This window comes from Ginsengibacter hankyongi, assembly GCF_008710285.1.
GTDB classification, from domain to species: Bacteria; Bacteroidota; Bacteroidia; order Chitinophagales; family Chitinophagaceae; genus Ginsengibacter; species Ginsengibacter hankyongi.
Genome location: NZ_VYQF01000003.1, coordinates 112,481 through 133,973, shown reverse-complemented (window position 1 = coordinate 133,973; position 21,493 = coordinate 112,481). Strand labels below are relative to the sequence as shown.

Here is a 21,493-nt window from a genome sequence, read left to right as displayed (position 1 = left end):
CAAGTATTGATAAAAATAAAGTCACATATACTTTGCAAAGTGTAAAGAATGCGGCAAATATGGAACCCACCGTTAGTTGCCATTAGACGAGTGAACATTTTAAAACTATTATTCCATCATAATAAAATTTTGTATAAAATAAAAGTGCAAATACTAAAAGGTTTGGCCATTGGTCGGAGACCAGACCTTCGGCTCGCACGACTGTAGATGTGGGCTTGCGAAAGAAAGGGAACACCCACACGGGCTGGAATGGACGAACTTTGGGGAAGCCTACACCTGTAAGCGCTATTATCTAGTATGGACGGTAACAGAAAAGGCTAATCGAAATTATTTCTTATCTGTATGCTGAAACAATTCTGATGGATTTTGCCTTTACCTATTTTTTTAAGTGGCAGTTGTGCATCGGTCACCCAATGTTGGGTGCAGTTTTACCATGCGTTTGTTTTCTTATTTCTTTGGAACACCACATCAATTTTAGATAAAAGTTCGTCTGACATGTTTAATAGTTCATCCTTCACATCTTCTTTTATACTTACCTCCCTTGGATTACCACCTCCTGTAAATTCAGAAACCTCTGTAACATTTTTCATCTCAAATCTCCGCAAAGCGTTATCATAATTTGTCGACAATGATCCGTTTAACTCTTGAACTTCTTCCCAAATTTTGATATTCTCAACTTCTTGACTCGATCTCCATCCAGTACCTAATTTGAATCGTCCAGTTTCTATGATGTAATGAATTAAAAGCACATCTTCATCCTTTAATTTATTATTTTCTAAGTCTGTCAATAATCTTGAGTTCCCGGAATTTGATTGTGAACTGCTTGTTACTGGTTTTACTTGTATTTTTAACTGCTGTGCTTCTGGTTCTGATTCTTTGAATGAAACAGTCTTGCTTACTAACGGCGTTAATTCTGGCGAAGAGGCAATTATTGGATTAATGTCTCTTATATTCTCAAGAAATAACCTGATCTTTTGACTTATTAAGACATGATTCGAAGAAATGCTAAAATCCGATCTTAGAGATTCTATAAATGCAATCAACTTATCGTGATTGTCAATATAAAATCCAATTTCCCTTGGATCTTTAGCCCCATTAAGAAACTCAGGGCTGGACAAGTTGAATTCGGGAGTGAAAATCATGGTATGCTTGTTTTCCACAACCCAAGCTGCTCCCATTTCATTTAAACAGGCAACACTTTGATAGTATTCAGGAGATAATAGATACAAAACATGAGGTTTTTCAGATATCCTGCTTTTTAACCAATTAAAAATACTTTGTCCTATTGGAATGCCATAAGCATCGTTACTTGTAAAAATAATTTCGTCGTCTTTAACCCCAACCCCTGTTAGTAGACTAACTAAAGCGTTACCAAGATTTTTATTTTTTGAGGAATGTGAGATAAAAATCTTCATTGTTTGGTTTTATAAATTTTGATTTAGAGTTATAAGTTTAATAGAAATTGCTATCAACATTCATAAATATACACACTCTTTTGCACCGAAAAGTATTAGTTTACAATAAAAAATGTTGCAAACAATAAAACTAAAACTGGTTAGCGAAAAACTTCATATCGGCGTGGTAAGCTGGAGGGAGATGTATATTTTTTATCCCAAAATAATTCAATTAAAGCCTGAAGTGGACACGGGCCGTTTAGTTTGCAGGTGTAAAGGTTCCAATAAATGGTTTAGCTATCGCCAAATAAAAAAAGGATTGATTAAAAAAAATTATCCGATACAGATAGATTTTCCTGAATGGTATTTTAAATAGAAATGAATTTAAACCTCCCCAGAGTCGTCCCCTAAAAATTAAAAAAGCCCTGGAAGTTGATACTAACAAGGCTTTTTAATTTATCCAGTGCCCGGAACAGGAGTAAAAAATATCTTCTCACCTTTTTCTTTATTTTGCTTACAATCCTTTGTAGTGCTGTATTCAAAGGGTTTTACGTCGTTAAGACGAATTAAAATAAATTAACTGAAATTAACATAAAACGTCCCCTGACGCGTCCCCTGATTAAATTTTAAATATATATTTACAAAAATTCTAATCATGCCCGATGCAACTTTTGTACTTAAAGAACCCACATGTAAAGAGCCTACTTTAATTTATTTATTCTTCCGCTTCAACAATCAAAGATTAAAATATTCTACGGGTGAAAAGATACATCCTAAATTTTGGAATAAGGAAAAACAAAGGGCAAAAGAAACAAAATCCTTTCCCACTTATGCAAGTCTTAATGTGACGTTGGATAATCTTACAACTAACGTAAAAGAAACCTATAGAGAGCTTGTAAATGCAAATAAAACCCCTACACCTTATAAATTAAAAGATGCTCTTGATATGTCTCTATTTAAAGAAGACTATGCGCAGAAAACCACCTTTCTAAAATTTATTAGTGAACTTATTAAGCAGCCTAATTTAAACGAGAATACTTTGAAGCAATGGAAACAGACTTTTAGAAAGCTTCAGGAATATAAAAGCTATACAAAAAAGGAAGTAGATTTTGATACTATTGACATGAACTTTTATAATGGATTTATAAACTTTCTTACAAAAGAAAATTATACAAAAAATTCTATTGGTGGTTTTATTAAGAACGTAAAAATATTTATGAACAAAGCGGTTGAAAGAAACCTTACTAAAAATCTTGAATATAGAAATAAGAGATTTAAAATGTTAGAGGAGCAGGTAGATAAAATTTATCTTTCTCAAAAGGAACTTTTAAACATTTATGAAATGAAGCTGACCGGAATTTATCAGCGATTAGATAAGGTCAGAGATTTATTTATTGTGGCATGCTATACCGGATTACGATTTTCAGATTTAATTCAGGTAAGAGCGGAAAATATTATTAATGATGGTACACAAATAAAAATCCGGACTGAAAAAACATCTGAACTTGTAATTATTCCGCTTCACAAATTTGTAAAGAATATAATCAAGAAGTATAAAGGCCATTTGCCTTCTGTTATCACGAATCAAAAGATGAATCAATATTTAAAAGAGATTGGAGAGTTAGCAGAGATTAATGAGACTATAAAGATTGCCATAACAAGAGGTGGTAAAACTGAAAATGATCTCTTTAAAAAATGGGAACTTATTACAACGCATACGGCAAGAAGGTCATTTGCTACGAATGCTTTTTTAATGGACGTTCCCACGATCTCAATAATGAAAATTACCGGTCATAGAACAGAAAAAAGTTTTATGAAATATATTCGCATCAGTCAGGAGGAAAACGCAAATAAATTATTAACCCATCCTTTTTTCAATTAGAACGTTATGCCAAATCATGAAGAATTACCAGAGCACATAAAAAAACTTGTAAAATCAAAATATAAATCTGCTGGTTTTGGTAATTACAACAAGAATCAATTTAATGAAATTTTTGCCGATATAGATGAAAGGCTCAGTGATATCGAACACAAGGTAAACCCAACCGCAAAAAAAATACTTTCGACCCGTGCGCAACAAATGCTTTTACTTCATCACCTCGGTTTTCTTGATAAACTTGGTGAGTTTGGCATCTCGAATAAAAAGAAAGCCAAAATATTATCAATACTGCTAAACGCAAGCCCGGACAATATTGGAAAGGATTTGTCTATGATCTATGATCCGGTTTCAAGAATTAAAACCTCCGGTAATTATAAGGTAATTAATGCCGCATTCAAACAAGCTGGAATTAAGACGCTCATTGATGATACAGAGATAATATTGGAAAAATTAGAGAAGCAAGAAAATAAATAGGGGATACCTCAATACCCTACCTACAGTCCATTTTGCCATCTATTTGCACTATCGTATAAAAAAAGCGATATGTAAATAAAGATGAATGAAATTTTATTAAATGGCATTAACGTCAATGAACTGTTAGATAAGATTGGTCAGTTAATTGAAAGTAAGATTGGGCAAAATAACAATCAGCCTCAGCGGCAAAATCAATCAAAATTTATTTCAAGAAAGGAAGCAGCTAAGCTTCTACAAATTTCACTTCCTACTTTAAACGAATGGACTAAAGAAGGCTTATTAAATTCTTACCAAATTGGGACAAGGGTTTTATACAAACCGCACGAAGTAGAACAATCACTCACACAAAGAAACTTCACAAAGTTCAAAAAAGGAGGTAATCATGGAGCATAAAAATGATTACTCGGTTATAGTATATTTTGAAAATACTACTCCTAAAAAATGGAAATACGTTCACACGTTGAATAGTTTTTCAAAGTTTTTGGACACCAAACATCCAACGTGGAAATATTTTAATGTCTATGAACGACGGACTGCAAAATATGTGAAGCGATTTTACAGAGGGAACATAGTCCCTGCATTTCTTTAATTTTTTTTTTAACCTTCAGTATTACCATTAATAACCTTTAATAATGGTTTTAATAATACTGCAACAATTTCGAAATTATGTTAGTAAAAAATTCCTTTGGTTGTTCCGTAATTCCTAACCCAAAAATGATAAATCCTGAATGGATTAATGAGTTTAGAGGTTCATCACTTGACAGAATAAAAGATGAAAAAATCCCGACTTCAGAAGAAGTAATAGTTGAAAAAGAAGTAAAACCAAAAAAAGAAAAGAAAGAAAAACAGCTCCGGTCATTATCGAGCCGGACTAAAAGCAAAATTAGAAGAAAGCTTTTTGCCTTCTTCGGTATTCATACACAGCTTTCCTTTCTAACGCTGACTTTCGTTAATCAGGTAAATGATGAAATGTCATTAAAAATACTTAGTGGTTTTCTTGACAACATTAAAAAGCAGGATAAGGATTTTCAATATCTATGGGTGGCAGAAAGGCAAACTAAAAATCTGACTTTTAAAGACAATATTCATTTTCATTTGATCACAAATAAAATGTGGAACATCAAAAAGCATTGGAAATATTGGCTTGATGTACAAACTAAAAATGGGGTAATCCCGAGGGATAAAAACTTCAAACCTTCCTCGGCGTTTGATGTAAAGAAAGTTAATTCAGGTAATGCAAAAGGAGTTTCTAATTACCTGACTAAATACATCACAAAAAATAATGGAAAATTTCGCTTTATGCCTTGGAACTGTTCTAAAAAAATTTCCATGTTGTATACCTCTTTTTATTCCGATCATAACATTATAAAACAGTTAGAGGAAATGGAGGCACAAAAGAAAATTTTAATAAAGAGAGTAAAAGAAGATTACTGCAATGTTCTTCTTTACCCTTATAATGAAATAACTAAGCCACTAACGAATGATATACACTTAAAAAATCATTCAATCTGGTTTGAAAAAATAAAACAAGAGGAGGCGAAATCATGAGGACAGGTAAATTTAAAAATGTGATGGAATTTCATGATAACATGCCTCGTGAATTATTCAACAAAGAACTTCTTCAATTAAAAGATGCATCGCATTTGGTTGTTATTTATAGAATGGATTACGGCGAAACTTGTGGACTCGTTAGGACATTAAATGACGAAGAATTATTAATGACCGCAACAATGTTTGCAAGGTCTACTTTATTAAATGACTTCTATACCAAAGCAATATTGACAGCAACGGAACTGAGAGAAAATTCATACTAAAAACCAAATTACGAATGAAAATTAAAAAAGATTGTTTAGTGAAATCATGTAATTGCAAAAAGACCTCTATGGAAGTTGTTAACGTTCCATCTGAATGGTTATCGAATGATTTTAAACAACTATTGATTAAAATTAATAAGACATATTACTTTGCAAAGTGTAAAGGATGCCGTAAATATGGAATTATTTTGATGCATTAGCATTACAGCGTTAATTTATTTTAAAGCAAAAAAGGGGCGCTTGCCTCTTTTTTTATTTAAACTCATATCTTCATGCTATGAGTTTATTTGCTATAAATACATACCAAAACGAAGTTGAAAAAATAATTCACTTTGGCGGGACAAAGAAAGAGACAGCTATAAGAAATGCTTTCTATCATTTACTTAATGAATATGCAAAGCAAAAAGGCTTAATGCTTGTACCCGAAGTAACCATCAAAACTCCAAAAGGAAAAAACGTAACTCCGGACGGAACTTTAAAAGATTCACTTCGCCAGGACTGGGGCTATTGGGAGAGTAAGGATGAATCGGATATAATAGACGAAGAAATAAAAAAGAAGTTTGCTAAAGACTATCCATCCGATAACATACTCTTTGAAGATAGTCAAACTGCCGTCCTATTTCAAAACGGCTTTGAGGTGCAACGCATAAAAATGAAGGATGCCGAGGCATTAGACCGGATTTTACATGACTTTATAAATTTTGAACGTCCCGAAGTAAAAAACTTTCGAAAGGCTATTGAGTTGTTTAAACAGGATATTCCAAAAGTTACCGATACTATACGTGATCTGTTGGAGGTACAGGAAAAATCTAATCCTGCGTTTGTAACAGAGAGAGACAAATTTTTGAAACTCTGTCATGATAGCATTAATCCCGAAGTAACAAAAGCGGATGTTCGGGAAATGATTATACAGCATATTCTTACCGAAGATATTTTTAATACCATTTTTGACGAAACACAATTTCACAGAGAAAATAATATAGCCCATCAATTAGAAGGTGTTATTAATACGTTCTTTACGGGCACTACTAAACGAACCGCTCTACGTTACAACATTATTCCCAAGCGATAAATGCGGCAGCTGCAGGAATAGCTGATCACCATGAGAAACAAAAATTCCTAAAAGTAGTATACGAAACATTTTATAAAAGTTACAATCCTAAAGCCGCCGACCGTTTAGGGGTAGTTTATACTCCTAATGAGATTGTAAAATTTATGATTGAAAGCACTGATTACCTCTTAAATAAACACTTCGGTAAATTTTTAGAAGATAAAGGAGTTGAAATATTGGACCCAGCTACAGGAACGGGAACGTTCATTTGTGATATTATTGATTATCTGCGCAAGGATAAACTGGAATACAAATATAAAAATGAAATGAACGCTAATGAAGTGGCAATTTTGCCTTATTATATTTCAAACTTAAATATTGAATTTACCTATACTCAAAAAATGGGAAAATATTCAGAGTTTGAAAACCTGTGCTTTGTCGATACGTTGGATAATATGGGCTTTAAATACAAAGGCAAACAATTCTCAATGTTTGAACCATTTACAGAGGAAAACTCAAAACGTATTTATAAACAGAACACAAAAAATATATCAGTTATAATTGGCAATCCTCCATATAATGCTAATCAAGCAAATGAAAACGATAATAACAAAAACCGTCAATACCCCGAAATAGATAAACGGATAAAAGACACATTCATAAAATACAGTAATGCACACAAAACAAAAGTGTATGATATGTACGCCCGCTTTTATCGTTGGGCTTTTGATAGGTTAGATAATAACGGAATTATATCATTTGTAACTAACCGGTCATTTATCGATAGCCGCACATTTGACGGGTTTAGAAAATGCATACAAGAGGAATTTGATTATGCATATATAATCGATACCAAAAGCGATGTAAGAACTAATCCAAAAATTGCCGGTACTACCCACAATATATTTGGCATACAAACTGGTGTTGCTATTATGTTTTTAGTAAAAAAATTTAAACTAAAAAAGACATTAAAAAGAGAGAACAATATTTGTCAAATACAATATTACACCTTAGACGACTTTTGGAAAAAAGAAGAAAAATTACAATGGTTCACAGAAAATTCATTACAAAAAATCGGCTTTGAACATATACAACCTGACAAAAATAATAACTGGATTAATCTTACTGATAATGATTGGCGGGAATTATTGCCCATAGTTTTGCCTAAATTAAGCGGTAAAGTAAAATCAGATAATAAATCCATTTTTGATTTAGCTTCATTTGGAACTGTTTCAAATAGGGATGAATGGGTTTATGATTTTGAAGTAAAAAACCTTACAACTAAAGTAAATTTTTATATAGATAATTATAATTCGTATAGGAAAATTGCTAAGCGGCCGCTTAATGACGATTGGTATAATAATTTTGATAAAACAATTAAATGGACACAAGATATAAGACAATACTTTGAAAAAGACATAGAACTGTTTTTTGATGTGGAATCTATAATTACATCCTTACACAGACCCTTTGTAAAAAAGAAATATTATTACTCTAAGTGGTTAAATTGGTCTTTATATAAAATGCCAAACATTTTCAAAAAAGGAAATGATAAGGAAAATGTCGTCATAGCTTTTTTAAGTATCGTATCAAATAACCCTTTAGCATGTTTGGCTTCAAATCACGTAATTGATTTATGCTTATTAAAACAAGGTAACGGCGGAACTCAAAGTTTACCACTATATAAATATGATGAAGACGGTAACCGTCTAGATAATATTACCGAATGGGGACTTAACCAATTTATAAAACGATACGGGAAAAAAGATACTACTAGAGAAACAATATTTTATTATGTATACGCTGTATTGCACAATCCGGATTATCGTAAAAAATATGAACTAAATTTAAAAAGAGAGTTCCCACGGATACCGTTTTATAAAGATTTTAAAAAGTGGAGCGATTGGGGAAAGGCTCTATTAAAATTACATCTCGACTACGAAACGATTAAACCCTTTGGTTTGACAATATCTGACGCGGTAGAAATTAAAAATCCGAAATGTAAACTTAAAACCGACAAAGAAAATAATTTAATTATTTTGGATGAGCGAACAACGCTTTCTGGTATTCCGGCAGAGGCATGGAATTATAAACTGGGTAATCGTTCAGCTTTGGAGTGGGTACTTGACCAATATAAAGAAAAAAAATATTCTGACCCTACGATAGCCGAAAAATTCAATACTTACAAATTTTCGGACTATAAAGAGCATGTAATTGATTTACTAACACGAGTTTGTACAGTGAGTGTTGAGACAATGAAAATTATAAACGAAATGAAGGCTTTAAATGAATCGTAACGTCCCCTGTCACATCCCCTATAAAATAAAAAAGCCCTGAAAGCTAATGCTGACAAGGCTTTTATTTTTAAATCCGTGCCCGGAACAGGAATCGAACCTGCACATCCTTGCGAACGGCAGATTTTGAGTCTGCTGCGTCTACCAATTCCGCCATCCGGGCTTTAAAATCGGGAGGCAATATTACGCAATCCATCTTATCCTTCCAAAATACGTTTCAATATTTCTTTAATGATATAAAATGTAAATTGCTACAATAGAAAAATATAAGAATGCTGACAATCGGATTAATAAGAGAGGGAAAAATTCCACCGGATAACCGTGTTGCGCTTACTCCTGCACAATGCAAATGGATTCAGCAAAATTTATCTGTTACCATAAAAGTGCAACAATGTGAAATAAGATGTTTTAAAGACAGAGAATATATTGAAGCAGGAATTGAAGTGAAAGAAGACATTGGTGATTGCGATGTTTTACTGGGCATTAAAGAAGTACCGGTTGGGATGTTGATACCCGGAAAAACTTATTTGTTTTTTTCCCATACAAAAAAAATGCAACCGTATAATCAAAAACTGTTGCAGAACATCATCAGTAAAAAAATTACTTTAATAGATTATGAATGCCTGGAGCATGATGACGGAACACGCATAATTGGCTTTGGCTTTTTTGCCGGAGTTGTGGGTGCGCATAATGGAATGATGGCATACGGAAACCGGACCGGCGCTTTTAAATTGGGAAGGGTTTATAAACAAAAGTCATTTCAGCAGCTGATTCATACTTATTTTGGATTACAACTTCCTCTCCTTAAAATTGCAGTAACCGGCAGTGGGAGAGTAGCCCATGGAATATTGGAAGTTATGAACCTGATGGAAATTCACGAAGCAGAGCCTGATGAATACCTTGAAAAAAAATTCGATTACCCTGTTTATGTTCATTTAAAAGGAGCAGATCTCTATGAAGATAAACTAACGTGTAAGTATAGCCGAATTGGTTTTCACGAACACCCTGAAAATTATAATTGCCTTTTCAAAAAATATATCAGCGAGACGGACATCTTGTTAAATGGCGTGTATTGGGAAGAAAAGATACCACGCCTTTTTGAAATGGTTGATATTAAGAAACCTGATTTTACAATTACAACAATAGCTGATATTTCAGATGACAGGAACGGATCGGTGCCCTGTAATATCGGTGACGCAACAATGGAAGATCCTATTTACGGAGTTGATAAATTGACAGGGAAGAAAACAATTCCTTACCTGGAAAACTCCATAGATATAATGGCTGTGGGCAATTTGCCCAATGAATTGCCACGGGATGCCTCGAGGTATTTCGGTGAGCAATTGATAAAATTTATATTGAATGATTTGATCAAAGGCGGTTCAAAAATTATAACCAATGCCACCATTGTTAAAGAAGGAAATTTAACTAATGAGTTTGGCTATCTTAAGGAATATGCAGGCTTGTAAAAATTCTTACAGGTATAAATAGTAATCCTTTAAGAGCGACTTAAATTCATCGGAATAGTTGTTCTCACTATTCTTAATGGTTAATTCAGTTTCTATTGTTTCTGATTTTGTTTTCGTTAAAATAAGCATTGTACGAAAATAATTATGTGATGTTGTTTGCTTTACTTGCATTTTTCCCTTGATAAAGAACGAATATTTTGATGCTACATCCTCAAACAACTTTGTTCTGTGCCATGGTAGCAATACTGCAAGCGTTCCATCTTTACTTAATAAATTTTTTGAAATAATGATTAATTCTTCCAAACTTAAAGCGATACTGTGTTTTGAAATATTTCTACCTTCATCTTGTGCTGTTAAATCATTTTCATAAAATGGCGGATTGGAAATAACCAGGTCATATTTAAGACCAGGATCGAAGTTTTTAATATTACTGTGAAATAATTTAATTCGTTCGTGCCAAGGAGATGCACCAACATTGTCTTTGGCTTGTTCAAATGCGTTTATATCTATTTCAACTGCGTCTATGCATGCATCTGATTTTTGCCCAAGCATCATGCTTAACAAACCTGTTCCCGTTCCAATATCTAAAATAGTTTCAGCACTAATATTCTTTTGTTCAAGTGCAGCGGCAATCCACGCTCCAAAAAGGCACGAATCAGTACAAACTTTCATGCTGCTCTTATCCTGCTGAACTTTAAATTTTTTAAATTGAAAATATTGATTAGACAAATGGCTCTTTTAAAAAAGGACAAAATTAAAAAACGGCTCTTGCAGATGGAACTACAGATAAATCTTCAAAAATTCCAGCCTTATATTTATAATAACCGGTTATAGCAATCATTGCCGCATTATCAGTGCAATATTCAAATGCTGGTATAAAAGTTTTCCATCCTTCTTCAATTCCCATTTTTTCAAATTCTCTGCGTAACCCTTTATTGGCACTTACTCCACCGGCAATACAGATATCTGTGATGCCGGTTTCCCGGGAAGCTTTTTTTAGTTTATGTAATAAAATTGAAACAATCCGGGATTGAACAGATGCACAGATATCGGCCATATTTTCTTCAACAAAATTTTCATTTTTTAATTTTTCATCTCTTATAAAATAAAGTATCGATGTTTTTAATCCACTAAAACTAAAATTTAATTCATCAATTTTTGGTTCAGGAAATTTATATTTTTCAGGATTTCCATTTTTTGCAAATTTGTCAATTAACGGGCCACCTGGGTAGGGGAGCCCCAATATTTTTGCCGACTTATCAAACGCTTCGCCTGCTGCATCATCCAGTGTTTCGCCTATCACTTTCATTTGTAAAAAATCTTCACATAATACAATCTGCGTGTGGCCACCACTAACGGTTAGGCATAAAAAAGGAAATGAAGGAGTTTCATTTTTTTTGCCGGGTGATTGAATAAGATTTGCCAATACATGCGCCTGCATGTGGTGTACGGCTATTAAAGGTTTATTGCATCCAAGTGAAAGTGATTTTGCAAATTCGGTTCCAACAAGCAGTGCGCCAATTAAACCAGGAGATTGTGTAAAAGCGAAAGCATCTATTTCGTCTAAACTTACATTTGCCTTTTTTAGCGCAGTGTCCACCACGGGGACTATCGCTTGCAAATGTGCCCTGGAAGCAAGTTCCGGAACAACGCCGCCGTATTCTTCATGAATTTTCTGGCTCGCTATAATATTACTCAGTATAAGGCCATCATTGCACACCGCCGCTGCAGTTTCATCGCATGAAGATTCAATTGCCAGGATATAAGACATAAGATTAGAATAAAAATTATTTAGAACGAATGGCTACAACCGCATCTAAACGGGAAGCCGAATAAGCAGGAATCATACCTGCAAGTATTCCTATGATAACGCATATTGAAATGGCAAGCGTAAGAATGCCTGCTGAAATAAAAACAGGGAAATTAAACACATTGGTAAGCACTAACGTAAGAATATAGACGAGAAGTAAACCCATTAGTCCTCCCATAACACAAATAGTGGCTGACTCTAATAAAAACTCCGAGAGTATGCTTCTCTTTTTTGCACCAATTGCCTTTTTTAGCCCGATGATTGGTGTTCTTTCTTTTACTGTTACAAACATAATATTTGCAATACCAAATGCGCCTACAATCAGGCTTAAGATTCCTATTGCCCAGCCGCCAAGATTTATACTCCCAAAAAGAGAACTTACATTATCACTAAAGGAGCTTATTTGATTTAAAGAAAAATTATCTTCCTGCTTAGGGCTGAGTTTTCTTATCGACCGCATTACTCCTTCAAGTTCATCTGCCAGCGCCGATGAGCTTACATTGCCTTTTCCTTTCACCATAATTTTTGGCCTGCTGTTTTCTTCATTGAATATTTCTTTTGCAAACCTGTATGAGGTGATAAAGCATTGATCATAATCCCATCCAATCATGGGTGTACCCATTTTTTTTATCACTCCTATAATAGTCGCTTTTATTCCTTTTATTTTAATTTCTTTGCCAATAGCCAGTTCGGGGCTAAAAAATAAATTTTCTGCATTGGTATATCCAATAATTGCCACCGGACTTCCGGATGCAAATTCAGCGCCGGAAATAAAACGCCCATAGGCCATTTTTACTGGCTGGATATCATCTTCTTCTTCACTAACGCCAAATACGGTAACGCCTTCCAGCGCATTATTTTCATATTCAACGGTTAGCCTTGTATCAATTTCAAAAGCAACATTACTTGTAAGCCGGCTTCTTTGCTTTATTAAATTTACTTCCTCAAATTTGGGTACCGGCCTGTTAACATACTTCCACCATGGGTAATCGGGACCGCCTTTATAATCCCACTTATCTATATAAATAGTATTGGTGCCAAGGCTTTTAATTTGATTCTGGATATTCGCTTCAAGGCTGTTAACTGTTGCCAGCACGCCAATTATGCAAAATATTCCAAATGAAATTCCAATAAGAGAAAGAGCCGTACGCAATTTGTTTACCATTAGCTCCTGCATAGTGAGGCGGAAGGAACTTGCCAATATGTTAAGCGTTTTGCGCATAGAGCAAATTTAATGTTTTTTAAGATGTGAGATAATTAAGTACTGGTAACGGAAAAGTATTAATTATCAAGTGTAATTTGCACGTCCAAAATTATTTAGTTTGCTAGGTTCAAAAGAGAATATACGACTCCAGAAGTTCATTATTATTATTATTGCAATTATATTATTCTCCATCAAGCTTGCCGCATGGTATTTAACCGGTTCCCTTGCTATTCTTACAGATGCGTTGGAAAGTATAGTAAATATTGCTTCTGGTTTCTTGGGATTGTACAGTTTATAACTTTCGGCAAAACCTAAAGATGCGGATCATCCATACGGGCATGGAAAAGTTGAATTTATTTCTGCAGCCGTTGAGGCAACCTGATAATCGTGGCGGGGATTATTATTATTTATAAATCGGTAGTAAGTTTTTTCATCCGCACGTAATTACCAAACTCGATTATGGAATTATTTTGTTAGCTACAACAGCTCTTGTAAATTATTTTGCGGGAGTAATATGTGTTGCAACGGGAGAGAAAAACAAATCTTTACTTTTAATTGCCAGCGGCAAACATTTAAAAACTGATACTTACAGCACTTAGGAATTTTTATTGGGTTGGTATTATTGTATTTTACAAAACAGGTTTGGCTTGATAGCCTGGAAGCTTCTGTTTTTGCATTGATTATTATTTTTACGGGCTATAAAATTGTTCGTACATCCGTTGCCGGTATAATGGATGAGGCTGATACAAAATTATTACATAACCTTGTTGATTTACTAAATAAAAACAGGAGAGAAAATTGGATTGATCTGCATAATCTTCGTTTTATTAAATATGGCAGTACACTGCATTGCGATTGCCATCTGACAGTGCCCTGGTACCTGAATGTATATGAAGCGCACGCTGAAATAGAGGCTTTGGCAAAATTAATCCGGGATGAATTTGGAGAAGCTGTTGAACTATTTGCGCACTCAGACGGATGCGAGCAATTTTCCTGCCGTATTTGTACAAAACAGAATTGCCTGGTTCGAAAATATGATTTTGAAAAGAAGGTTATGTGGACCATAAAAAATATTTCCAAAGATTCCAGGCATGAAGTTTTTAGCTGACGCCCTGCTTACGATAAATAGATTCTATTTAATCTAAAAAAATTATCCCCTCATAGAAATGAGGGGATTTTTCCAAAATTCAAAAACTGATTATCCATTAAGCTCTTCTATACTATAATTAATTATCCTTTTTATTATTTCTTAATCGTTTTATGGCTTATAATAAAAAATCATTAGGCCGAGAATCAATACTTTGCCTGGCTATAAAATATGCAAAGCATACATGCAAAGTGACTTTTTTGTAAGGTGATCAGGTGTAGTGAAAGTGATGTAAAATAGGGTTAGCAACGCCTTCAGGTTTATAAAACGTTGATACTCTTTAGATATTTTAGTAACGTGCAAAATTGCGTACAGTTACTTTTTTTGCAGTAGAAGCCACAAGAATTTTTACTAATGTAAAATCGTTGATTACCCGGCTTAATGAAAGTACCAAAGGATTTTTACACCGTATAGCTGCTCCGTAGAAGTCCTAATATAGGCGATAAGTAAACTATTGTATTAGCAAATCGAGAATTACAATGCTTTCCCGGCCATTAAAAGAATAGTTGACTATTTCAAAAATGGTTATCTCAAAAATCAATTCATTTTTAGTGTATGCTTAGGAGTTAGTTGCTACAATTCAGAACGCTTTTTTCGCAATTCAGTCGTCTTACGCTTGTGCCGGCCTGTTAATGAAAATAATTTTGTGCCACCTGGAGAAATCTAAACCAATTTTAAAACCCAAAGGCTGGCTTGGTTATAAGAATTATGTCTTTTCTTTTGTTGAAAAAAAACCAAACAAATATTTATTTAAATAATAGTGCAACGCCATACGCTGCACCCGCCGCAAGGGCCCCGATGAGCATAACTTTTAAGGCTCCTGATAATACAGGCACGCCGGTTATTTTACTTTTAAAATATCCAAAAACGAACAAGCAAATTAAGGTAGCAACCACTGAAAACTTTAAAGCTTCTTTAGAGTTTTCAATAAAAAAATAAGGGCTTAATGGAATAATGCCTCCAACAATGTACGAAACGCCGATATTGAGTGCGCTGTTCCTGGCTCTTTTGGGATCAGGCATATCAAGACCCAGCTCAAATTTCATCATAAAATCAACCCATTGTTTTTTATCTTTCGCAATTTCTTCGGTCGCTTTATTTTGCAGCTCTTCGCTGAGGCCTATGCTTTCAAAAAAATCTTTTACTTCCTGTTTTTCTTTTTCGGGTATGCGCTCCACTTCTTCATATTCTCTTTTCAACTCACTGTCGTAATGATCCTGTTCTGTTTTGCCAGCAAGGTATCCGCCAAGACCCATAGCTATACCGCCGGCCGCAATTTCGGCTATGCCTGCAATAACTATTATGCCACTGGTAGACACGGCACCGCTAAGCCCGGCAGCCAAAGCAAATGGAACCGTTAGTCCATCACTCATTCCTATAACTACATCTCTTAAAAGATCGGAACTTTGTAAATGTTCTTCAGTATGATGGTGACCATGATGATCGGACATTGGTTTAATTTAATGGGTAAAAAGTGTAACAATTGTTTCTCGTTTGGGCTTTATGGGTTCTTATGAGTTATCCTGTAAACAACACCTTTATAATCATCACTAACAAGCAGTGAGCCATCCTGCAAAACCTGCACGTCCACAGGGCGACCGTTAACGCTGGTTACTTTTTGCAACCAGCCTTCGGCAAAAGGAACAGGATCTCCAAGATTTCCGCTACTATCTCTTTTGGCAACTACCACCCGGTAACCTACCGGTGTAGTTCTGTTCCAACTGCCATGCTCAGCAATGAATATTGCATTTTTATAATCTTCCGGGAACATACTCCCCGTGTAAAAACGCATCCCTAATGATGCTACATGAGCACCCAGCTTTTTTACGGGTGGTGTATAGTCACCGCAATTTTTTCCTTTGCCAAATTCAGGATCTAAAATATCGCCTTCATGGCAAAAGGGGTACCCGAAATTCATTCCAGCTTCTTTGGCATTATTCAATTCGTCACTTGGTATATCGTCACCCAGTTCATCGCGACCGTTGTCGGTAAACCAAAGTTGTTTAGTTACGGGATCCCAGGCAAACCCCACACAGTCTCTAATGCCCGTTGCAAAAATTTCAAAACCGGTTCCATCCGGGTTGATGCGTGTTATTGATGCGAAAGGTTTTGGCGAATCACAAATGTTGCAGGGGGCGCCTATTGGGGCATATAATTTTCCATCGGGGCCGAAGGCTATAAATTTATTTCCATGATGGGTAAGCGTTGGATATTTATCGTATACTACAACCGGCTCTGGAGGATTACTGAGTTTTGATTCAATACTATCCATGCGGTAAATAATTGAAATGGTACCGATATAAAGGCTGCCATCTTTAAAAGCAACACCGTTAGGTGCATTTAATCCACTTGCAATTTCATACACCTTATCTGCATTGCCATCATGGTTCTCATCGGTTATCGCATACACCTTCTTTTTCTTGGTTCCAACGAACACAGTTCCGTTAGGTGAAATGCACATGCTTCTGGCATCAGGCACTTCAGCATAAACACCTATTTTAAAACCAGCGGGTAATTTTATATTATCAAGATCATATTTCTTAAAAAGCGAATCTGTGTTTTGCGAAACCGTCGTACCACCCGCATTAGTATGCTCGGTTTTATTATTATTACAGTTTGACAGCGATAGAATAAGAACTAATGTAAATGAAATGATAACAAATCTTCTTAAAAATAAAAATGAAAAATGCATACTGTTGTTTTTATCAGGTTTAAAAAAGCTATTAAGATTTTCGGTAAATATTGTTAAAAAGTGCGTTTGTTTATATGAAAATATTTACCTGTTAAATATTGGGTATCGTTGCAATTTATTTAAAATAAGAGAGAAACGCCGTGTGCATATTTATTTTCGTGGTCCAGTAACCATTTTTTTCTTGGCAACCCGCCGCCATAACCCACAAGAGTTCCGTTGCTTCCGATTACCCTATGACATGGAACAATAATGTTGAGCTTGTTGCGTCCGTTGGCTGAAGCGGCCGCCCTTATTGATTTTGCGTCGCCTAATTGTCGCGCAAGTTGCAAGTAGCTTATGGTTTTCCCGAAAGGGATTTTAATTAATTCGTTCCATACTTTTTGCTGAAAGATTGTGCCGTCCTGTTTTACAGGTAGGCTAAATATTTTTCTTTTTCCTGAAAAATATTCATCAAACTGGGTGATGCATTTTTTTAAAGCCCTGTTGTCCTCTCCAGATAATTTGGCCGTTTCAGGCAATGATTCTGCTTCTTCGTCTATATAAATAAGTTCGTTTATGTAACCGCCGGAAATTTTTATTTTAATAATACAGAGAGGGGAATGATAAAACATTGTACGGCTTTGTTTTAATCGTCTAACAATTTAGCCAAATAAAGTAGGTCATTTTTTTTATACAGGTTCGCAACGTCCGTGAAGCACTTACTATATTCTTCTAATAAATGTTGAATGATACGCTTGTTGCTCAATTGCCTGAAATAAGAAGCGGTAGGAGGAACAGAAATTCTTTTGAAATAATTTTCCACGTCTTTATGTGAATAAATCTGCCCGTTAAGCGGATCGATATAAAAATTTATTTTCTCGCTTTTTTGTCTCTCAGGATTGGGGAAATTATAATCAATATCAAAATATCCAAGAATAAATTGCTTGGGAATATTAATTGCTTTAATAGGAATATCAAGCAGCTCGCAAACAATCAGGTACAGTATACCGTTAGTAATGGCATTGCCTTTTTTTTGTTCTATAACTTTATTTATCAAAAAATCTTCGGGAAAATCATAAGCAACTTCGTTGCCTTTTAATTTATAATAACTGTAAAGGATACCCGTAATTACGTTTACCTGTTCGAGAGGAGTGAGGTAACTGTTTAACTCCAGCCAGATGTTCCTTCTAATTTTTTCCATTTCCTGCAACGTAGTGGTGGTGTTCATCTCGGGATATCGATAGCGAGCAGCGAGCAGTGCGCCCTGCAATAATTCGCATGAACCGTTTTTCCAGTTTGTAAACTCTTCAACTAAATCTCTAAAGTGGAGTTTGTGGATTATCATTTCAATTCTTTCCTGTACATTCTGATCGGGAGTTGTTTCCCATAAATTTTCCAGGTTTGGAATAATGGCCCGTCCTATCGATACTATGCGCTCGCTGACCGAGCTGAAAACTTCTTCATCGGGATCGTCTATTAAGTGAAAGAGTGCTGATATTTCCTTGTTTTCCTGCATTTAAAATAGGCGCTTAAAAAATGTTTGGTTTCTTTTGTAAAGATAGAAAAGTAATAGAAACAAGGTAAATATATACTCAATATTTACCAACATATAATTATAACATTAGTTACAAATATATTTTGACAAGAAAATTAATTATTGTAAATGAAATAATTACCGAAAAGGTGTGGTAACTATTTATAGAACTTGCATAAAAAGCTTACTTCTTCTTCACTTTTTTCTTTGCGGCTTTTTTATCAAAAGCTTTTGGATCCTGCGCAACAATCATTTTCTTTACGGCATCTAATTCTATTGCAGCTAATTCTTCGGGAGTGAATTTTCCTTTAGTACCATTTGCAGGAAGCTTCATCATTTTTTTATTAAAACGTATGAATGGTCCCCAGCGCCCGTTTTCAATGGCGATCTTTTCTTCAGGCCATTGACGTATATAACGGTTGGCTTCTTTTTCTAATTTTTTTTCAATAAGCGCATTACAATCCTGTTGCGTAAGATTATCAAAATTATATGCCCGCGGAACATTTATAAACAAATCGTTCCATTTTATAAATGGGCCAAATCTTCCTTTGCCTTTTGTTATAGGTTTTTGATCGAAAAAGCCAATAGGCGCGTCTTCAACTTTTTTTGCATGAATAATTTCAATTGCTCTTTTTAAGTCCACATCGCCCGGCTCTTCTCCTTTTGGGATAGAAATAAATTGCTCGCCCCATTTTACATACGGCCCGAAACGCCCGATGTTTACCGAAACTTCAAGGCCTTCATGTTCGCCTAACGTTAATGGTAGCTTAAATAATTCAAGCGCTTCTTCCAAAGTAATCGTTTCAATACTCTGGCTTGATTTTAATTTGGCAAACCTTGGTTTATCCTCATCATCGGGTGCGCCAATTTGCACCATCGGGCCATATTTGCCCATTCTTGCAATTATCGGTTTTCCTGTTGCTTCGTCTATGCCTAACGGTCGTTCGCCAACGGCCCGAACTGCAGTTTCCAATGTATGTTCCACGCCTGAATGAAACGGCCCGTAAAATTCACTGACCATGGTATTCCATTTCATTTTTCCTTCGGCAATTTCATCAAACTCTTCCTCAATATCTGCCGTGAAAGAATAATCCATCACTTTCGTAAAGTGCAGGTTTAAAAAATCGGTAACCACTAATCCAAGATCGGTTGGGAACAGTTTTGATTTTTCAGCTCCTGTATTTTCCTGTTCGGTCACTTTTTGAATAACATCATTCTTTAATTTTAAAATCCGGTAATCTCTTTTTATGCCTTCTTTATCTTTTTTCTCAACGTAATTTCTTTTGATAATGGTAGAAATAGTAGGGGCGTACGTACTTGGCCTGCCAATACCCAACTCTTCCAGTTTCTTTACCAAAGACGCTTCGGTATAACGGGCAGCATGTTTGGTGAATTTTTCTGTTGCGGTCATCTGGTAAAAATCCAATGCCTGCCCAACCGTTAGATTCGGTAATCGGCTTTCATCATTCTCACTTTCATCATCATCGTCAGTGCTTTCGAAATATACTTTTAAAAAGCCATCAAATTTTATTACTTCTCCGCTTGCTGTAAGTTCAGCGTTGTTCGTACTGATATTTATTTTTGCAATGGTTTTTTCTAATTCGGCATCGGCCATTTGGCTGGCAATGGTACGCTTCCAGATTAAGTCGTACAACCGGTTTAATTCAGGATCGTCTACTGAACTATTTTGCATATAAGTTGGGCGAATAGCCTCATGCGCTTCCTGTGCACTCTCATTTTTATTTTTGTATTTACGTACCTGCAAATATTTCCCTCCGTAATTTTTATTAATCTGAGCTGTAATATCATTCATGGCTGTTTCACCGAGGTTCACACTATCGGTACGCATATAGGTTATCTTACCGCTTTCGTATAATCTTTGCGCCAGCAACATTGTCTTACTTACACCATAACCTAATTTTCTGCTTGCTTCCTGTTGTAAGGTTGATGTTGTGAAAGGTGCTGCCGGTGTACGTTTGCCGGGTTTAACCTGTATATCTTTAACGGTATATTTTGCACCGATGCAGCTTTTTAAAAACTGCTCCGCATCTTCAGCTTCATTATATTTATTGCCTTCCGCCTTAAATGTTACGGTCTTATTATTAATATCGGTTGCGGATAATAAGGCTTCAATTTTAAAACTACTGACTGCTTTAAAATTATTGATTTCACGTTCTTTTTCTACGATTAATTTTACTGCAACGCTTTGAACCCTGCCTGCACTTAAGCCACCTTGCTGGCCGATTTTTCGCCAAAGCACGGGACTTAATTCAAAGCCAACAATCCTGTCGAGAACCCTGCGGGCCTGTTGTGCATCGACCAGATTCATATCAATAACTCTTGGGTTTTGCACTGCTTTTTCAATGGCAGGTTTTGTTATTTCATGAAAAACAATTCGCTTGGTTGTCTTTGGATCAAGTTTTAATACTTCGGCCAAATGCCAGCTAATACTTTCACCTTCACGGTCTTCATCCGATGCAAGCCATACTTCATCTGCTTTTTTTGCCAGGCTTTTAAGTTCGTTCACCACCTTCGTTTTTTCCGGAGGAACAACATAAGTGGGATTAAAATTGTTAGCAATATCAATTCCCATATCGTTCTTTTCCAGGTCCCGTATATGTCCATAACAACTTTTTACCTCGAAATTTTTTCCAAGAATTGCTTCTATTGTTTTTGCTTTCGCAGGAGACTCTACAATCAATAAATTTTTCGCCATAATTTTTTATTTAATCCATTTCTGCTCTATTCATAT

General features: G+C 35.2%; 20 protein-coding genes and 1 tRNA gene. 11 read left to right on the top strand and 10 right to left on the bottom strand.

What is annotated here, in order from left to right:
- Positions 1 to 428: 428 nt before the first annotated feature.
- Positions 429 to 1,415: a toll/interleukin-1 receptor domain-containing protein gene (locus FW778_RS12880; RefSeq protein WP_150415128.1), complete on the bottom strand. Its 987-nt coding sequence runs from the start codon at positions 1,413 to 1,415 to the stop codon at positions 429 to 431.
- 112 nt (positions 1,416 to 1,527) lie between these two features.
- Here FW778_RS12880 and FW778_RS12875 point away from each other — a divergent pair, with 112 nt between their 5' ends.
- From FW778_RS12875 to FW778_RS12840, 8 genes are all read left to right on the top strand, one after another.
- Positions 1,528 to 1,770 carry a hypothetical protein gene (locus FW778_RS12875; RefSeq protein ID WP_150415127.1) on the top strand — a complete coding sequence of 81 codons (243 nt, stop codon included), beginning with the start codon at positions 1,528 to 1,530 and terminating at the stop codon, positions 1,768 to 1,770.
- 279 nt (positions 1,771 to 2,049) lie between these two features.
- A complete protein-coding gene (locus FW778_RS12870; protein ID WP_150415126.1) occupies positions 2,050 to 3,276 on the top strand; it encodes a site-specific integrase in 1,227 nt (408 codons plus the stop codon).
- A 6-nt stretch (positions 3,277 to 3,282) separates the two neighbouring features.
- The gene (locus FW778_RS12865) at positions 3,283 to 3,747 is read left to right on the top strand and encodes a hypothetical protein (RefSeq protein ID WP_150415125.1); all 465 of its coding nucleotides are present in this window, start codon (positions 3,283 to 3,285) and stop codon (positions 3,745 to 3,747) included.
- Positions 3,748 to 3,828: 81 nt separating this feature from the next.
- Positions 3,829 to 4,140 (top strand): helix-turn-helix domain-containing protein, encoded by a 312-nt coding sequence (locus FW778_RS12860; protein ID WP_150415124.1) that lies wholly within the window; start codon positions 3,829 to 3,831, stop codon positions 4,138 to 4,140.
- Between the two features lie 273 nt (positions 4,141 to 4,413).
- Positions 4,414 to 5,295 (top strand): rolling circle replication-associated protein, encoded by an 882-nt coding sequence (locus tag FW778_RS12850; protein ID WP_150415122.1) that lies wholly within the window; start codon positions 4,414 to 4,416, stop codon positions 5,293 to 5,295.
- Positions 5,292 to 5,561 carry a hypothetical protein gene (locus FW778_RS12845; RefSeq protein WP_150415121.1) on the top strand — a complete coding sequence of 90 codons (270 nt, stop codon included), beginning with the start codon at positions 5,292 to 5,294 and terminating at the stop codon, positions 5,559 to 5,561. Before FW778_RS12850 ends, FW778_RS12845 begins: the two co-directional genes overlap by 4 nt.
- Positions 5,562 to 5,838: 277 nt before the next feature.
- Positions 5,839 to 6,633, top strand: coding sequence for a hypothetical protein (locus FW778_RS23135; protein WP_202552228.1), 795 nt, complete (start codon positions 5,839 to 5,841; stop codon positions 6,631 to 6,633).
- Positions 6,630 to 8,909: a type ISP restriction/modification enzyme gene (locus tag FW778_RS12840; protein WP_317132380.1), complete on the top strand. Its 2,280-nt coding sequence runs from the start codon at positions 6,630 to 6,632 to the stop codon at positions 8,907 to 8,909. Before FW778_RS23135 ends, FW778_RS12840 begins: the two co-directional genes overlap by 4 nt.
- Positions 8,910 to 8,985: 76 nt before the next feature.
- On the opposite strand, the gene FW778_RS12835 is transcribed toward FW778_RS12840, so the two are convergent.
- Positions 8,986 to 9,069: transfer RNA gene (locus FW778_RS12835), tRNA-Leu, on the bottom strand.
- 109 nt (positions 9,070 to 9,178) lie between these two features.
- Between FW778_RS12835 and FW778_RS12830 the strand changes: the two genes are divergently transcribed.
- Positions 9,179 to 10,375 (top strand): NAD(P)-dependent oxidoreductase, encoded by a 1,197-nt coding sequence (locus FW778_RS12830; RefSeq protein ID WP_150415120.1) that lies wholly within the window; start codon positions 9,179 to 9,181, stop codon positions 10,373 to 10,375.
- 6 nt (positions 10,376 to 10,381) lie between these two features.
- Here FW778_RS12830 and FW778_RS12825 read toward each other — a convergent pair whose 3' ends face one another.
- From FW778_RS12825 to FW778_RS12815, 3 genes are read right to left on the bottom strand one after another with little or no spacing between them, the layout of a single operon-like run.
- Positions 10,382 to 11,104: a tRNA1(Val) (adenine(37)-N6)-methyltransferase gene (locus FW778_RS12825; RefSeq protein WP_150415119.1), complete on the bottom strand. Its 723-nt coding sequence runs from the start codon at positions 11,102 to 11,104 to the stop codon at positions 10,382 to 10,384.
- A gap of 25 nt (positions 11,105 to 11,129) precedes the next feature.
- The gene (gene tsaD, locus FW778_RS12820; RefSeq protein WP_150415118.1) at positions 11,130 to 12,146 is read right to left on the bottom strand and encodes a tRNA (adenosine(37)-N6)-threonylcarbamoyltransferase complex transferase subunit TsaD; all 1,017 of its coding nucleotides are present in this window, start codon (positions 12,144 to 12,146) and stop codon (positions 11,130 to 11,132) included.
- Between the two features lie 16 nt (positions 12,147 to 12,162).
- Positions 12,163 to 13,407: an ABC transporter permease gene (locus tag FW778_RS12815; protein ID WP_150415117.1), complete on the bottom strand. Its 1,245-nt coding sequence runs from the start codon at positions 13,405 to 13,407 to the stop codon at positions 12,163 to 12,165.
- Positions 13,408 to 13,507: 100 nt separating this feature from the next.
- Between FW778_RS12815 and FW778_RS23490 the strand changes: the two genes are divergently transcribed.
- On the top strand, positions 13,508 to 13,687 hold the full coding sequence (locus tag FW778_RS23490) for a cation transporter (RefSeq protein WP_235906246.1): 180 nt from the start codon (positions 13,508 to 13,510) through the stop codon (positions 13,685 to 13,687).
- 324 nt (positions 13,688 to 14,011) lie between these two features.
- Entirely contained in the window at positions 14,012 to 14,497 is a 486-nt protein-coding gene (locus FW778_RS23485; RefSeq protein ID WP_235906245.1) for a cation diffusion facilitator family transporter, read from the top strand.
- A 785-nt stretch (positions 14,498 to 15,282) separates the two neighbouring features.
- Here the strand turns inward: FW778_RS23485 and FW778_RS12805 are convergent.
- The 5 genes from FW778_RS12805 to topA all read right to left on the bottom strand — a co-directional run bounded on the left by FW778_RS12805 (position 15,283) and on the right by topA (position 21,457).
- Positions 15,283 to 15,987: a VIT1/CCC1 transporter family protein gene (locus tag FW778_RS12805; protein WP_150415116.1), complete on the bottom strand. Its 705-nt coding sequence runs from the start codon at positions 15,985 to 15,987 to the stop codon at positions 15,283 to 15,285.
- 50 nt (positions 15,988 to 16,037) lie between these two features.
- Complete coding sequence (locus FW778_RS12800) at positions 16,038 to 17,228, bottom strand: PQQ-dependent sugar dehydrogenase (protein WP_150415115.1); 1,191 nt, start codon at positions 17,226 to 17,228, stop codon at positions 16,038 to 16,040.
- Positions 17,229 to 17,347: 119 nt separating this feature from the next.
- A complete protein-coding gene (locus FW778_RS12795; RefSeq protein ID WP_150415114.1) occupies positions 17,348 to 17,839 on the bottom strand; it encodes a methylated-DNA--[protein]-cysteine S-methyltransferase in 492 nt (163 codons plus the stop codon).
- Between the two features lie 14 nt (positions 17,840 to 17,853).
- On the bottom strand, positions 17,854 to 18,723 hold the full coding sequence (locus tag FW778_RS12790; protein WP_150415113.1) for a transglutaminase-like domain-containing protein: 870 nt from the start codon (positions 18,721 to 18,723) through the stop codon (positions 17,854 to 17,856).
- Positions 18,724 to 18,925: 202 nt separating this feature from the next.
- Positions 18,926 to 21,457, bottom strand: coding sequence for a type I DNA topoisomerase (gene topA, locus FW778_RS12785; RefSeq protein WP_150415112.1), 2,532 nt, complete (start codon positions 21,455 to 21,457; stop codon positions 18,926 to 18,928).
- Positions 21,458 to 21,493: the final 36 nt, after the last annotated feature.